This window comes from Burkholderia sp. Bp8998 (genome assembly GCF_003854235.1).
GTDB lineage: Bacteria > Pseudomonadota > Gammaproteobacteria > Burkholderiales > Burkholderiaceae > Burkholderia.
On record NZ_QTQF01000033.1, the window covers coordinates 56,035 to 70,255 of the forward strand.

The following is a 14,221-nucleotide window of genomic DNA, read 5'->3' on the forward strand; positions in this document are numbered from 1 at the left end:
TATCTCATGTCGATCAGCATCGCAGCGGTCGTTCGCGAATTCCTCTACAACGGCATGGCCTTGATGGATCCCGGCGCGGCGTTCTCGCCCGATCAGGTGCGGGATCTGTACACCGCCCAGTATCCGGAGCTGACGACGGCCGCCGTCGACGGCCCGCAAATCAAGGGCGAGGTCATGTCCTACACGTTCGTTCGCGCGGCTGGCGCCAAAGGCGCCCATGCGTAAGGACGCTCTGCTCAAAGCCCTGTCCGATCCGGATGGTGGCTTCAACCAACAGGAACCGGCCGAAAGGCCGGTTTTTTTATATGACGAGGAAATTCGGAAATGTTCTTCGATCCTGCACTCCCTGATTCAAGCGTCGCAGCTGGCTCGGCCGCGACCTGGCAACCGCCACGCGCTGCCGCTGCCCGACGTCGACCTGCCGCTGATCTTCTGACGCTTCCGTCCTTCTCTGTGGAGGTGCCGGGGGCGGTGCGGTTGAAGTGGCGTGAAGACGTGCACCTGTCGGATCTGGTGCTGAAGCATTTCCAGTACGGGCCGTTGCGTGCAGGTGACGTTCATGATCCGGCCGACGCCGGCGACGCGTTTCAGCAGGCCTTTCATGCATGGATGCAACGCCAGTATGGGCGGTTTTTCCGGCTCCGATTCACGCCGCACCTGTTCGACGCGCATGCGGTTCGCGATGTTCTCGGTGGCATCGGTAACGGGAACAACGATGACGACCCGACGCCGCTGTTCTTCGGGTTCGGTCTTGAGGATGAGTGGGTGTACTCACTTGAAGGAGCGATCGAGACACTTCGGTCGGTCCATCCCTTGCTCTTCCGGACGGTGATGTCCGCGTTGTGCGGCGCATCGGCTCGGACGATGTTCATCCGTTTGCCAGACTGGTTCATGTACGAGTTTTCTTGCTGGTACTGGGACGGCGATCCAGACACGTCGGACAAGGACGCGGACGAAATGCTGAAGGAACGCTTCGAGGACGACACTGAAACGCGCAATGCGTATCTGCCGTCGGTTGTGCGGCCGCAGCTGTGCCCCGACGATGCCGACCCGAGTGTGTTTAGTGGCGGCAGATGGCGCGATCGACGTGCCCTGACGGACCCGGAGTTGGTGCGGCTTCGCGCTCGCAGCAGGGGCATGCCCCGGCGCGTCTGCACTGAGGTGCTCAAGCTCCGCACGCTGATGCGGCGTAGCCGAACGCGAGATCTGTTTCACGTGAGCTACTCCGCAAATCCGGTTTACGCGCTTTGCTCGGTGATCGTCGAGGACAACGAGTTTGTCGGCGACCTTCTCGATTGTCATTTCGACAATGAAGCCCAATCCGGTGATGCGACCACCTACAGCGGATTTTCCCGTTTGGCGTCGACCCCGAAGGCTATCCGCCGCCAGTACGCCGACCTGGCACTGGCGTTTCGAATTCTCACTCACCTTGACCGGCTTCTTGCGCTGGTGAGTCATCCCACTTAAAGGAGTGTGTTATGTCTGGTATCGCGACCGGCAGAACCGGTTCAGATGTCGCGTTGTCGCAAGCGTTGTTGCTCTATACGGGCAAGGACGGTGCGCATTTTGCGACAGCGCACGCTGTCATCGCTGACCGCCAAAGCGGTCGGCCCATCATTGGGGCCGGTCGGCCGCTCGACCGGAAGGTGCTTGTTCAAACGCTTCAGCAGCTCGCGGAGCACGTCGCCCCGCGGTCGGAGTTTTTGCCTGCAACAGTGCTCGGGGTCTCGCCTGATGCAGTCACGTGGTGGTGTCCGCCAGCGATGCGCCGGGTGTTCTTCGAATGCGAGAACCTGGGTAAGCGAAGTGCCGTGGTGCCGCATCCGGGGCTGGTGTTCCAGGCCTCGAATCAAGGCTTCCGCGTGTTCGCGGTGGCAGGCAGTGTTCGCCCCGTTCGCGAGACGCCGTTGTTCGAACCGCCTTACTTCAACACTTGGGACGTGGGCCGGATCTGCATCGGCAGTGCGCAAGTTCCGAAGCGTGTGGATGTGGCGTCGATCGATGGTTGGGAAGCCGGATTCTTCAACTCGGCTTTCACGCATCCGAACGCCGGCGGCAAACGGATCGAGTACAAGGACGGCGAGTACGCGTTCTGGCGCGACATGCTCGACGGCAAGTTCGGCGAGACTTTTCCGCTAAACGCGCTGGTGCCGATGAAACGGACGGTCGAGCAGCTGGTGAACGGCCAGATCGGGAGGGGCGCATGAATCCGCTCGATACCGTTCTCCAGCAGTCGTTCCCGTCGGTGATGGTTCCGTCGCGGGAGCCGGTTGCGCCGATGACGCGTTCGGGTGAGCGCCTGCTCATCGCATCGGATGGCATCTATCTCGAAGTTTCGCGTCCCTGGCTGAGCGTGGTGCGCCGCATCGCGTGCTACGAAGTCTCGACAGCTATCCCGTACGGGAAGGTCGAAGAGACGACGGCGCTCTTGTGCGGGCAGATTCCGGCCGCGCTCGTCGCGGAGTTTCATGCGATGGCTCGGGCGGCATTGCCAAACGAGGTCGGTGCATGGATCGTCTGGAACAGCGTGACCTTTACCTTCCGCATCGTTGCGTTGCCTTCGCTGTCGCACGGGCCAGGGCATCTGGTCTATGAGCGGCCGCGACTGGCAGACGGCGAATGGCTGGTGGTGGATTGCCATTCCCATGGCACGGGCCCGGCGTTCTTCTCGCGCACGGACAACAAGGATGACCAGCATGACGTGAAGTTTGCGCTCGTGCTGGGCCATTGCGATCGTACGCCGTCCGTCGCGCTGCGGCTTTGCGCGAAGGGGATTTTCGAGAAGTTCGAACGCGCGCCCGAGTCGTGGGCTGCGGCGCTGACGATGGAGGTGGTGTGATGAGCGAGGCGATCACTCACAGTATTCCGGTCGACATGATCCGCCGGCCATGGCGCGTCGTGGTGGTCGGTGCCGGCGGGACCGGGAGCGCATTTCTTCCCAGTCTCGCGCGGCTGCATCACGCCATGATCGAGCTCGGCCACCCGGGCGGGATCGAGTGCACGGTGTACGACGACGACACGGTCAGCGAGACAAATGTCGGGCGGCAGGGGTTCTATCCCAATGACGTCGGGCATTACAAGGCACTGCTGCTCGTGAATCGGCTCAACAACCTGATGGGGACCAACTGGGTTGCGGAGCCGCGGCGCGTCGATTCGTCGGTGCGAATCGTGGCCGACATCGTGGTGGGTTGCGTCGACTCGCGTCGCGCACGGCACGCCATTGTGCAGGCGGCGAAGCGGGGAAGTTGTCACTACTACCTCGACTGCGGCAACGAGACGGATCGTGGTCAGGTCATGCTCGGGGAGTTCGGCAAGGCCCGGCATGACCGGTTGCCCCACGTGGGCGATCTGTTCCCGGAACTGCTGAACCCCAACAACGATAAGGGCGACGACACACCGTCCTGCTCGATGGCCGATGCGCTGCGCAAGCAGTCTCTGGTCATCAATCAGGCGATCTCGGTGCAAGCCTACAACCTGCTCTGGACGCTGTATCGGACGGGATCGCTGAAGTATTCGGGCAGCTTCGTGAACCTGGAGACGGGACGCACAAGCCCAATACCGGTCGATCCCGCCGCGTGGGCGCGCTTCGGGTACGACGCGCCTGCGCCGAAAAAGCCGAAGGCTCGGAAGAGCCGGAAGCCGACGACAGCAGTTTGACGTGGCCGCCTCGTTTCGAGGCGTCTTTTTTTCATCCAACGGGTGGTAGCCCGTTGGGCGCTACCCAAGTTCGAGGAGCATTACTCATGGGACGCTCGGGTACCGAGACCGTGCGGGACGTTGATTTGCCGCATGCAGTGATCCGTTTCAAACGTGCGATTCAGTTTCCACGATTCAGCATGGCCGAAGGCGAGCGATGGGGGTTCGTCGTCTACGGTAGGACGGCGGACCGAATTGCTGCGATCAAGGCGGGAGATAGGTTCGATTTCGCGGGCGGCCAGTGTCTTGCGATCGACGTCGAGATCGTCTACGAAGGGCCTGGCAACCTCGATTTCAGCCGCGCCGCAGGGTACATCTAGGCCAACGGCCTTCTTCTGGAACCAGCGCCTCCCGAGTAATCGGGCAGGCGCTTTTTTTTCGTCCCGAGGAAAGCGGGGCGGTTTTCCCGACGATTCCGGCTACCGGCGCGCGGCCGCGCCCCTAAACTGGATTCACTTCTCGCGCATTTGCGCATCGACCTAACCGTACCGACTCAGTCGGCACGTTCCTCGTTTCAACCCGTTCGGGAGTCCATCCCGTCGGGATCAGGCTCCCTCATTCAACTTGGAGCCTTTTCATGAACACCTACCAACTTGCCGCACGCGGCCAAACGACTGGCTGGAACCCCACGTGCAACGACGTGAACACGCGTAACGCCTTCCAGATGCTCCCGATCGAAGTCGCGGCGCAAGCGGGGGACGTTGACGAGTTTCGCGCGATCATGAACAACCCGGCATTTGATCCGATCGGTGCGCGGCCCCGCTTCTTCGCAGAGGTGGGTCGTAACGACCCGGATGACGAAGCCATTGCGCGCTACCAGCGCCTCGTCCCATTGCTCGACGAATATCGTCGACGCTTCCACTGATCGGTTTCTGCCGGTCCGCAGTCCGTGAGCGTGCTGTCCATAGCACGTATGTAGCCGGGTAGGCGCTGTCGCCTACCCATTTCCCCCGCTAGGGCAACTGTCCTATCGGGCCGGTTGCCATTTCCATCAAGAGGCAACCCGCATGTTCAAGCTCTTCATCTCCATCGTGGTTCTGTCCTGCCTGACCGCGTGCGCATCGGTTGACTTCGGTTCGCCGGACATCTACCAGCGCTACGACGTCCAGCACGCCGGCTCCATTGAACAGGCCACGGTCGTCAGCGTCCGCGGCGTCACGATCGACAGCGGATCCGACAACACGGGTCTGTCGTCGCTGCTCAGCGCAGGCGTGAGCGCCTTCCTCGGCTCCCGCACGATCGGCGGCGGTAATGGCCGCTATATCGCCGGTGCCATCGCCGGCGCGGGCGCCGGGTTTATCACGCAGAAGGTCTCGGCGGTCCTGCAGCGCCACGCAGGCGTCGAGATCGTTGTCCGTACCGGCGCCGGCCGAGTCCTGGTCGTCGTGCAATTGGACGACCAGCGCTTCACCACGGGCGACCGGGTGATGCTGGTCAGCAGCAATTCGGGGCTGCGCGTCACGCGCTGAGCCCATTTTCAGTTCCGGCGATCGCCGGCTTTCCCATGCATAGCGAGGCACTCCGAAAGGGGGCCTCGCTTTTTTCTTTTCGAGGGCAAGATGTTCAAGGTACCGAAGGTGTTCTACGCCGACCGGCGCGCGGCCGGAGTAGTCGCCGACGCAGCAATTACGCAGCATGCGACGCGGATGCTGCGTCGAGTGGCGCGCGATCTGCGCCTGCACACGGGTGAGCACGAGATCGTGTCCGAGCCGGCGCGCGCCGGCCGAGGCTGTCGCGTGACCCTGCGCACGAATGCGATGATCCTCGAGGTGGCTGACTCGCCAAATCGTGACAAGGTCGCCGTTTCCTTCCGGACGCGACGCGGCTCCCGCGACCTGTCGGGCGGCGGGGACAACGATGTTCCGATTGAGCAGTTCGGGTCGAAGGAGGGCTATGACGCGCTGTTGGGCGGCTTGCGGCTCGCCGACGGCCTGGACAATGAGCGGCGGTAGGAGGTCCGATGGAAATTGTCGATCTCGTTATCGAATATCCGTCAGGCCTCTCGATCGTCGATCGGGCGACCTACGTCGCCGATCTGCAGGCGGTGCACCCCTCAACCCGCATGGCTGCGATTCTGCGGGATTTGAGCGCCACCGAAGCGCCGCCAACCGCGTTTGCGTCGATCGACGGTGTGGAAGTGGAGGTTGAACCGTGTGTCGACGGCACCTTCACGGTGACCGGCGAGGCGCCTGCGGACGAGCCTGCGCGCCATGGCTTCATCGCGACCCACGTCGGGCACGCTTGGTCGAAGGATCAGCGCCAGCAGTTCGGGCGCTACGTTCACACGCTGTCGGCCGCTGCGCTTGCGGGGGCCGTCGGTCTCTGGCATTCGACCAGTTCCTGGTCGCCGGTGGCTGTTTTCAATGTCGTCATCCTTGTCCTGTTCGCTGTGGTACTCTTTTTAGCAGGCATGGATTCCATGAACGGAGATTGATGATGGGTCTTGGACTTTTCGTATTGGCGATCGGCGTGGTCGTGTGCACCTACGGGATGTACATGGTCAAGCTCGGTCGGAAAGCCGATCGGGAGCGCCGGCATCCGCGCGTTCACCGTTACAAAACTCACTGATCTGGATCGCCCGACGCGGGCGATTCTCAAACCAGCTAAGGCCGCCTCCCCCGGGACGCGGCCTTTTCTTTTGGAGTTTCCATGTCCGATGTACTGGATTTACCCGTCGAGCAGGCGAGCGCACCGTTTGACCCTGTCGGCAAAACCGTTGCCGGTGTTGTCGAGCAGATCGAATTGGCCCTGCGTAAGACTGAGATCGAGCCCGAATGGGTGTCGCTGGCCAACCACTTCGCAGATTCCAATGAAGCGGTCTACGGCCTCAAACCAACGTCCAATTGGCCTGATGCCGGCGAGCGGCGGCGGCGCGTGAGTCTGTCGGTCGAGCGCGGCTCATCGGAAGGCTGGATCGTGCAGGTCGACTTCGTCAGCTTCCATGAAGCGGGCGAGGGTGGACACTGGACCAGCCAGCCGATCATGCGCATCAAGACGCTGTCCCGCTCTCAGGCGTGGGCGGTCGCAGCGGTCGTGTCGCGCATGCTCGATATCGACTAAACCGAGTTTCTTTCCCTTCCCGATCTGGGGCGACTGCCCCGATGGGTGGTCGCCCCTTCTTCAAGGACACCATCCATGTACGCAATCCAAATTCCGGGCGAGACCATCCTTGCCGACACGCTGGCCCAAGTCTTCTATATCTTCTTCCACGACGCGCGCATGAGCGCGTACGAGACACGCGATATCTCGCTGACGAAATCTGGCGTCTCCCTGCCGATCCTGCGGTACAACGGGATTCTGACGGTCCGGCAGCAAGGCTCGGCCGAATCCATCTTCAATGCGATGTTCGAGGAGATTCGAGACCAGTGGTTCACCGCCGGTGGGCCCATGCGGCAGGTCTGGCAGGTCACCCGCAAGCAGTGGGAGGTCTTCAGGTTCGTGTTCAACCTCGGCATCAAGCCGGCCTGGATGCTGTCCGGTGACCAGCTCGAGGCGGAAGTCGAAGCCGCTTCCGTGATGGGCCGGCGATTCTCCCTGTCGGAAGTATGCCGATGCGCCTCCGATGACGTGTTCGGCTTTGGCTCAGAGGGGCCGCAATCGCTCTCTGGAACAGTCAACGGCAGGCACGAGGTGCACGTGGTTCAGGCGCTGTTGCTCGACAAGCGAATTCCCGACGCGGTGCTGGACCCATACCGCACGGATCCGAAGCTGTTCGGCTTCGATCTGGAGTGGGCGGCGGCAGTGCTCAACGTACCTGTGCTGCGTAACGCGTTGCCGTACGACGTGTTGCGCGCGGCGATTCGGATCATGCACGACGAAAAGCGAGTGATCGACGGCCAACTCGGCGCCGATCTGGTCGTGGCGTTGCGCGAGCTGTCGGCAACGGCAACGTCGGTGCAAGTCGACGACCATCTCTTCGAAGCGGGCATCGTGGGCCGGCTGGCCCTTCCGGAGACCTACCAGCAGCCAGTCGATCTCGGCACGCCGGTATCGCCCCTTGCCGAGCGGCTCCGGACCATCGTCGCGAAGAAGATCCTTGAGCGCGAGCTGAAAGCGATCGAAACGGATTTCGGGGATGGCAAGCTCTCGAAGCGAAAGCGTGCCTTGAAACTGGAAATCGCGACGTTGGGGCCGGGCCGGTACACGTTCCACTGGCCCAACGAGTTTGCGACAGCGGTTGAGCTGCGCGACATGCCCAAGCTATTGCAGGTGCTGGACCATCCGGATGGCCAGAACGAGTCGAGCAAGCAGGTAATTTGCGAGGCGTTCGGTGTGTCGCTTCGTGGGTTGAACTCGAAAGGCCGCCGGCGCGTGATTTTCGCGTGTTGCGGTTACGACGAGGCGGCTCAGGCGGAATGGGAAGCGCAGCGCGAAGTGAAGCGTGCTCATGACAAAGCACACGAAGCAGCGAATGACGCGAAGGAACGTGCGTTGCGGGTGCATTACCAATGCCCGGACCGGACGATCATCACCGGTGCCGAGCACGTGGAGCGAGCCGTAGCCGCGGGGTTCTCGGAAATTCGCAGCTACCGGCGCGGTGCGTCGACCCGTTACGCGATGGTGAATCCCACGTCCCGCGAAGCGCGCAACCTCCGTGCGAACGATGGAACGCTGCAGTACGCACGTTCGCTCCTGGAGCCGCTTGCGGCGTGACTACTTCCTGGCCGCCGAAAGGCGGCCAGGCGCACACGAGGTGTTGACCATGCGATTTGATCGATCCGTGCGTTACGAGGACTACATCTGGACGCGTCGTAAGGAACTGGCGTTCCTGAATCGGCACAAGCGAGTCGCGCAAAAGCTGGAGCGCGACTATCCACTGTTCGCCGGCCAACTCGCGCCTGCGGCCGAGACGGACATCGATGCCGAGAAGGCGTTGCGCATCGACAGGGCCCGGAAGAGCGAGCAAAGAATGCGCGACCTCGACGCAAGTCAATGGCGCACAGGTCGTGCGTCGTACTTCGCGTGCGATCGGGAGACGCGCGTACGGATCATGGCGGAGTGGCGAGCGTGGACGGGGCCGGCGAAGCCTCTGTACTTTATCTACGTTGTCGAGAAGCACAATGGGGTTGGCGACGAGCGCACGCGCAGAATGCGTGCACGCGACGCCGAACTCCGCGAGCAGCTTCTGCCGATGCCAGATGCCCAAGGCGACCTGCTTCGCACATGAGCGGTCTTCCGTCAGTCGATATTGAACCAACCGGCGCCTCGTGCGCCGGTTTTTTTTCGTCCATTCGCGGTGTGGCAGATCCAAAGCCGCTCACTTTTCCCGACCTTTCCGGCCGGCGTGTGGCGCCGGGACGCCTACACTGGCTTTACTTACCGCGTCATCGACGCATCGAACCCGCCGCGAAGCGGCCTTTTCCTGCCCCAGGGGATCACGTCCCGCAGGGCGTTGTTCACGGGGCGACACTGTCGAGGTCACCCATGAATCAACCTGACGTATCAACTCGCTTACCACCGGACGTCGTCTCGATCGCTGAGATCGAAGGCGCGATTAACGTCTGGCGCAATCGCTCGCCGGCGCCGATCAGCCCGGACGAGCTGCTCGTACTTTGCCCCGAGGCCCGCGTGCTCGCGGACGTCTACGGCGTGATGATCGCGACGCGCGCGAAAAGCGTGCCGCGGTCATCGTTGACGGAAAAACAGGCCGCCGCGCTCGCGCGCGCGCACGCTTAAGCATCAAACAGCGTCTTCGGACGCATCGACACGCCGCATCACGGCATCTCCAATCGCCCCGCAGGGTCACGTCCCTGCCGGGCGCGATCCCGTGGGGCTTTCTTTTTCAAGGAACCCCATGAAACTCTCCCCCGCGCAGCTCACCGAGCTGCTCAGCATCTACATTCCGAAGCGCTTCCCGGTGCTGATCAGTGGCCGGCCGGGCATCGGCAAATCCGACATCGTCGAAGCCGCTGCGGCCGCGACCGATCATGAGCTGCTCATCAGCCACCCGGTCGTCGAAGACCCGACGGACTCGAAGGGCCTGCCATTCCCGTCCTCCGATGGCGAACGTGCGCGCTTCCTGCCGTTCGGCGATCTCGAGCGCGCATTGAGCGCGCGCCGGCCGCTGCTTTGGTTTCTCGATGATCTTGGGCAGGCGTCGCCGGCCGTGCAGGCCGCAAAGATGCAACTGCTGCTCGCCCGCCGCATCGGCGAGCACAAGCTGCCGGATCATGTGACGTTCGTGGCCGCTACAAACCGGCGCGGCGATAACGCCGGTGTGGCCGGGATTCTCGATCCCGTGATCTCGCGCTTCGCCGCGGTGGTCGAGTTGGAGCCGACGATCAACGACTGGACGCGGTGGGCGGTTGCGCACAACGTGCCGCCGGAGCTGATCGCATTTCTCCGGTTCCGGCCCGATCTGCTGTCGGTCGTTAAGACGAGTCGAGACATCGAGGCATCGCCGAGCCCGCGCAGCTGGGGCTTCGTTGCCAAGGTGTTCGCGTCCGTTCCCGCGCACCTGCTGACCCATGCGGTCAGCGGCGCGGTGGGCGAGGGCGCGGCGACCGAGTTCATCAGCTTCCTCTCGATTTACCGGACGCTGCCGTCGGTCGACGCGATTCTGATGAACCCCGATCTCGGGCCGATTCCGGGCGAGCCGAGCGTGCTGTATGCGCTGACGACGGCGCTTGCCTGCCAGGCCGGCGAAGGCAACTTCGAGCGCGTCCTGCGGTACGCGGATCGCCTCGTCGACGCCGGCCACCGCGAATTCACGGCGGTCCTGGTGCGCGATGCGACCGTGCGCAAGCCGGAGCTGCAGAGCCATCCTGCTTTCATCCGCGCGCAAGGCGGGGAGATCGGCAAGATCATCCGCGGCGAAGACTGATCGCCACCTACCTTCCATCGAATCTCCTGTTGCCACGGCCCGCTCGCGCGCCGTGGCTTTTTTTCGCCTCATCCATTCACTTTCTATCTGGAGTCATTCCATGAACATCACCGATCTGAAGTCCAAGGTCATGCTGTCGTCCGTCACGATTTCCACGTGGGTTGCCCGTCGCTATGACGGCAAGGTCACGGAGGAGGTCGAGAAGAGCCACCACGCGCGCGGCATTGGCCGCTTCAACAAGCGCCTGCTGCCCGAGCACGCGCCGAGCTATGCCGAGGTGGTATCGATCGGCAACCGGATCCGTTCCTACTACTACGGCCGGACGCTGAAGTACGACCAACTGGGCGTGCGCCTGCTGCCGACCATGATCTACATGGATGTGGCCGAGCGCATGCGCGCGATGAAGGACGAGTTCGATCTCGCAGTGTCCGTTTTCCTGACGAACTACCTGGATCTGAAGGAACGGGCGCGCGCCGAGATGAACGGCCTGTACAACGAGGCCGACTATCCGTCGCTGGCCGAGCTGTCCGGCAAATTCGGCATCAAGCTGTCGGTGCTGCCATTCCCGGACGCGAGCCAGTTCGGCGTCGATCTGCCGAACGACGTGCTGACGAACCTGCGTACCGAGATCGACCAGCACGTGTTCGAGTCGATCAAGACGGCGAACAACGATCTGGTCGGCCGGCTGTACGAGGCCGTGTCGACGATGGCGAACCGTCTGTACGCGTCCAGCAACGTTCGGATGGACGTCGCCAACCATGTCCGTGAGCTCTGCGAGCTGTTGCCGAAGCTGAATTTCAGCAACGATCCGAAGCTGGCGCACATTCTCGAGCAGGCCAAGACGCATCTGGCCACACACACCGGCGCGGAACTGAAGGAATCCAACGTGCTGCGTTCGCAAGTCGCTGCCAAGGCGACCGAGATCGAAGGGTTGATGGCGGCCTTCATGGGCGGCGCACCGGCGCCGATCGCGGATCAGGTGACCGATCAGGCGATCCAGCTTCCGCCGCTGCGCTTTGCCGCATGAGGTTGCCATGGACGCGCGACTTTATGAACGCATCGCGAAGCAGCGCACGGCGCTTGTCCTCGACCACCCGTTCATCGGGGCGTTGGCGCTTCGGCTCAAGGTTGTCGAGGATCCGACCTGCAAAACGTTCTGGACGGACAGCGAATCGCTGGGCTACAACCCGGTGTACGCGGCCGGCCTGAACGACCTGCAGGTTCGCGGCGTGCTCGCCCACGAGGTGTGGCACGTCGCGAACGGGCATTGTTGGCGTCAGGGCTACCGCGAGCACGAGGGTTGGAACGAGGCATGCGATTACGCCGTGAATCCGATCGTGCTCGATGCCGGGCTGCAGTTGCCGCCTGGTGGACTCGTCGACCCGCGCTTCAAGGGACGGTCGGCCGAGGAAATCTACGGTGTGCGGCAGAACGAGGCGCGGCAGAAGGCCCGGCAAGGCGCTGGGAAGCAAGGCGACGGGCAATCGGTTAAGGCAGACGGGAATCAGCCGTCGGCCGGTCCCGGCGGCTCCCGTCTGCCACAACCCGCGAACGGTGCAAACCCACCGTCCGCGGGCGCTGCGCCTGATGCTCAACCCGATGCAGGTCCTTCGTGCGGCGAGGTCCGCCAGTATGCGGGGCCCGACAAGGCGGCGAAGGAAGCCGAGTGGACGGTCGCGGTCCTGCAGGCGGCGAAAGCTGCCCGGGCCGCTGGCAGGCTCGGCGGCGGGCTGCAAGCCGCCATCGAGCAAGCCGTTGCACCGGTGGTTGATTGGCGCTCGCTCCTGCACCGGTTTGCGCAGGAAGCCGCACCGACCGACTACACGTGGGCCCAGCCGAATCGTCGCTACCTTCACGCCGGGCTGTTTCTGCCGTCGTTGAATGAACCGGCCGTAGGTGACGCGGTGTTCGTGCGCGACGCCAGCGGGTCGGTGTGGGACGCGACGCAGGCGCAGTTTGCCGCCGAGATCGAGTCCATGTTCGATGCGGTTCGACCTCGCCGTCTGGTTGTCATGGACTGCGACACGCGCGTCACGCAAGTGCAGGTGTTCGAGCGTGGCGAGCCGGTCGACCTGGCTCCGCTGAAGGGCGGTGGCGGCACGTCGTTCATCGATCCGTTTCAGCGGCTCAAGAGCGACGAGGTCGATCCCGCGTTCGTCGTGTACCTGACCGACATGGAAGGTACGTTCCCGTCCGATGAGCCGGCTTATCCGGTGCTTTGGGCGTCGACCACTCCGCTCAAGCGTGCGAGGCGCGCGCCGTTCGGTGAGATGGTCGAGGTTATCTGTTGAGCGCCGCGGTAACGCGCCCATTTTCTCTCACCCACCCGGTCCTCGTGACCGGGTTTTTTTTCGCGTGCGCGAAACGGCAACCATGGAACGTTGGCGGGGAATCCGGAGAAAGCTATACGTTTTTCTGGAGCTTTCTCGGTTAGCCCCCTCAACCGGTTGACGCGGACGCATGCAAGAGCGGTCGCAAACGCGGCTGCTTGGTGTGTGACGAAAGCTGCTGAATTTCGCCATTCTTTCGGTCCGCCGGCGGCGCGCGCAGCTTGAACAATAGCTGCATGTCCGAAATTGCCCAGAATCCGCCAACCCCGAATCAGCCGCCTGTCGAACGTCCGGTGGCTGATGTGCCGGCGTCTCGCCCGAGCGCGCAGATCACTGCGGAAGAGTTGCTCAAGGTCCGTCCGCTCGAAGACAACGCGGTGAAGCTGTTCTTCGCGTCGCTCGACCAACTGACCGGTCCGCTTGAGGCGCCCGACGTTGCCGAAATCATGATCAACGACTACGACAACGTCTGGATCGAGCGGCGAGGTGAAATGCACAAGCTGGACATGCGCTTCAATCCCGCAAAGCTGCAGGGCGCCATTCTGTCGCTCGCGTCGTCGGTCGAAAAGTCCGCGAAAGCCGGTACGGCGCAGGGGATCATCAACGGCGGCCACAAGAATCTCCGGATCGCCTCCGTGATGCGGCCGACCGCGATTGACGGGCATGCGCTTGCGATCCGGAAACATCGGGAATCGAACCTGTCGTTGTCGGACTACGTCGGCATGGGCGCGTTCTCGCTCGTTCACGCGCGCCGCGAGGTCGAGCGCGCGATCTTTCCGCCAGGTGCGCATGATGAGGCCCTGGGAGAAGCATTCCGGGTGCTGGTTCGATCGCGAGCGAACGTTCTCGTTGCCGGCGGCACCTCGACCGGCAAGACGACGTTCCTGAACGCGCTGAATGCGGAGATTCCGCCAGAGGAACGTGTCATCACGATCGAAGACACGATGGAACTCAAGCTGTCCGCGCCGAATCGTGTGCGGCTGCTGTCGAACCCCGACAAGGGCGTGACCACGCAGGTCCTCGTCGCCCTGTGTCTGCGCTTCCGGCCCGACCGAATCATCGTCGGTGAAGTTCGGGGCGGTGAAGCCTACGATTTCATTCAGGCACTGAGCACCGGCCACGACGGTGGCATGGGCTCGATCCACTCGAACGATGCGCGCGGCGCGCTGAGTCGTCTCGAGAGCCTGGCGATGCTCGGTATCCCCACGGGGAGCCGCTGGGAGCTTGCCGACATGCGCAAGGCCATCGCGGATTGCTTTCACTACGTCGTGCACCTGCGTCGCACGGGCGAGCTGCGCCACGTGTCGGAAGTGCTCGCCATCAAGGGTTTCAAAAACGGGGACTACATCCTCGAGCGCGTTTTCTAACCATA

At 63.0% G+C, this 14,221-nt stretch carries 18 protein-coding genes; all 18 read left to right on the forward strand.

Annotated elements, in window-relative coordinates; all coding sequences use genetic code 11:
• Positions 1–6: 6 nt before the first annotated feature.
• The 18 genes from DIE06_RS27820 (at position 7) to DIE06_RS27905 (ending at position 14,216) form a co-directional block, all read left to right on the forward strand.
• Entirely contained in the window at positions 7–225 is a 219-nt protein-coding gene (locus DIE06_RS27820; RefSeq protein WP_012367187.1) for a PRTRC system protein C, read from the forward strand.
• 99 nt (positions 226–324) lie between these two features.
• Entirely contained in the window at positions 325–1,467 is a 1,143-nt protein-coding gene (locus DIE06_RS27825) for a PRTRC system protein F (protein ID WP_124664143.1), read from the forward strand.
• An 11-nt stretch (positions 1,468–1,478) separates the two neighbouring features.
• Entirely contained in the window at positions 1,479–2,207 is a 729-nt protein-coding gene (locus DIE06_RS27830; protein WP_124664144.1) for a PRTRC system protein B, read from the forward strand.
• Positions 2,204–2,839, forward strand: a complete 636-nt coding sequence (locus DIE06_RS27835) for a PRTRC system protein A (RefSeq protein ID WP_124664145.1) — start codon at positions 2,204–2,206, stop codon at positions 2,837–2,839. The genes DIE06_RS27830 and DIE06_RS27835 overlap by 4 nt, the downstream gene beginning before the upstream one ends.
• Positions 2,839–3,657, forward strand: coding sequence for a PRTRC system ThiF family protein (locus DIE06_RS27840; RefSeq protein ID WP_124664146.1), 819 nt, complete (start codon positions 2,839–2,841; stop codon positions 3,655–3,657). Before DIE06_RS27835 ends, DIE06_RS27840 begins: the two co-directional genes overlap by 1 nt.
• Before the next feature lie 86 nt (positions 3,658–3,743).
• Positions 3,744–4,016: a hypothetical protein gene (locus DIE06_RS27845; protein WP_124664147.1), complete on the forward strand. Its 273-nt coding sequence runs from the start codon at positions 3,744–3,746 to the stop codon at positions 4,014–4,016.
• A 257-nt stretch (positions 4,017–4,273) separates the two neighbouring features.
• A complete protein-coding gene (locus DIE06_RS27850; protein ID WP_124664148.1) occupies positions 4,274–4,561 on the forward strand; it encodes a hypothetical protein in 288 nt (95 codons plus the stop codon).
• A 142-nt stretch (positions 4,562–4,703) separates the two neighbouring features.
• Positions 4,704–5,165, forward strand: coding sequence for a hypothetical protein (locus DIE06_RS27855; RefSeq protein WP_124664149.1), 462 nt, complete (start codon positions 4,704–4,706; stop codon positions 5,163–5,165).
• Between the two features lie 90 nt (positions 5,166–5,255).
• Positions 5,256–5,648, forward strand: coding sequence for a hypothetical protein (locus DIE06_RS27860; RefSeq protein ID WP_124664150.1), 393 nt, complete (start codon positions 5,256–5,258; stop codon positions 5,646–5,648).
• 8 nt (positions 5,649–5,656) lie between these two features.
• Positions 5,657–6,130 carry a hypothetical protein gene (locus DIE06_RS27865; RefSeq protein ID WP_124664151.1) on the forward strand — a complete coding sequence of 158 codons (474 nt, stop codon included), beginning with the start codon at positions 5,657–5,659 and terminating at the stop codon, positions 6,128–6,130.
• 215 nt (positions 6,131–6,345) lie between these two features.
• Positions 6,346–6,756, forward strand: a complete 411-nt coding sequence (locus tag DIE06_RS27870; protein WP_124664152.1) for a hypothetical protein — start codon at positions 6,346–6,348, stop codon at positions 6,754–6,756.
• A gap of 75 nt (positions 6,757–6,831) precedes the next feature.
• The gene (locus tag DIE06_RS27875; protein ID WP_124664153.1) at positions 6,832–8,349 is read left to right on the forward strand and encodes a hypothetical protein; all 1,518 of its coding nucleotides are present in this window, start codon (positions 6,832–6,834) and stop codon (positions 8,347–8,349) included.
• Between the two features lie 49 nt (positions 8,350–8,398).
• Positions 8,399–8,863 (forward strand): hypothetical protein, encoded by a 465-nt coding sequence (locus tag DIE06_RS27880; protein ID WP_124664154.1) that lies wholly within the window; start codon positions 8,399–8,401, stop codon positions 8,861–8,863.
• 257 nt (positions 8,864–9,120) lie between these two features.
• On the forward strand, positions 9,121–9,372 hold the full coding sequence (locus DIE06_RS27885) for a DUF3717 domain-containing protein (RefSeq protein ID WP_124664155.1): 252 nt from the start codon (positions 9,121–9,123) through the stop codon (positions 9,370–9,372).
• A gap of 118 nt (positions 9,373–9,490) precedes the next feature.
• Positions 9,491–10,519, forward strand: coding sequence for an ATP-binding protein (locus DIE06_RS27890; protein ID WP_124664156.1), 1,029 nt, complete (start codon positions 9,491–9,493; stop codon positions 10,517–10,519).
• A gap of 100 nt (positions 10,520–10,619) precedes the next feature.
• Positions 10,620–11,546, forward strand: a complete 927-nt coding sequence (locus DIE06_RS27895; RefSeq protein ID WP_124664157.1) for a hypothetical protein — start codon at positions 10,620–10,622, stop codon at positions 11,544–11,546.
• Between the two features lie 7 nt (positions 11,547–11,553).
• Positions 11,554–12,810 carry a DUF2201 family putative metallopeptidase gene (locus DIE06_RS27900; RefSeq protein ID WP_124664158.1) on the forward strand — a complete coding sequence of 419 codons (1,257 nt, stop codon included), beginning with the start codon at positions 11,554–11,556 and terminating at the stop codon, positions 12,808–12,810.
• Positions 12,811–13,085: 275 nt separating this feature from the next.
• Positions 13,086–14,216 (forward strand): CpaF family protein, encoded by a 1,131-nt coding sequence (locus tag DIE06_RS27905; protein WP_260433795.1) that lies wholly within the window; start codon positions 13,086–13,088, stop codon positions 14,214–14,216.
• Positions 14,217–14,221 lie beyond the last annotated feature (5 nt).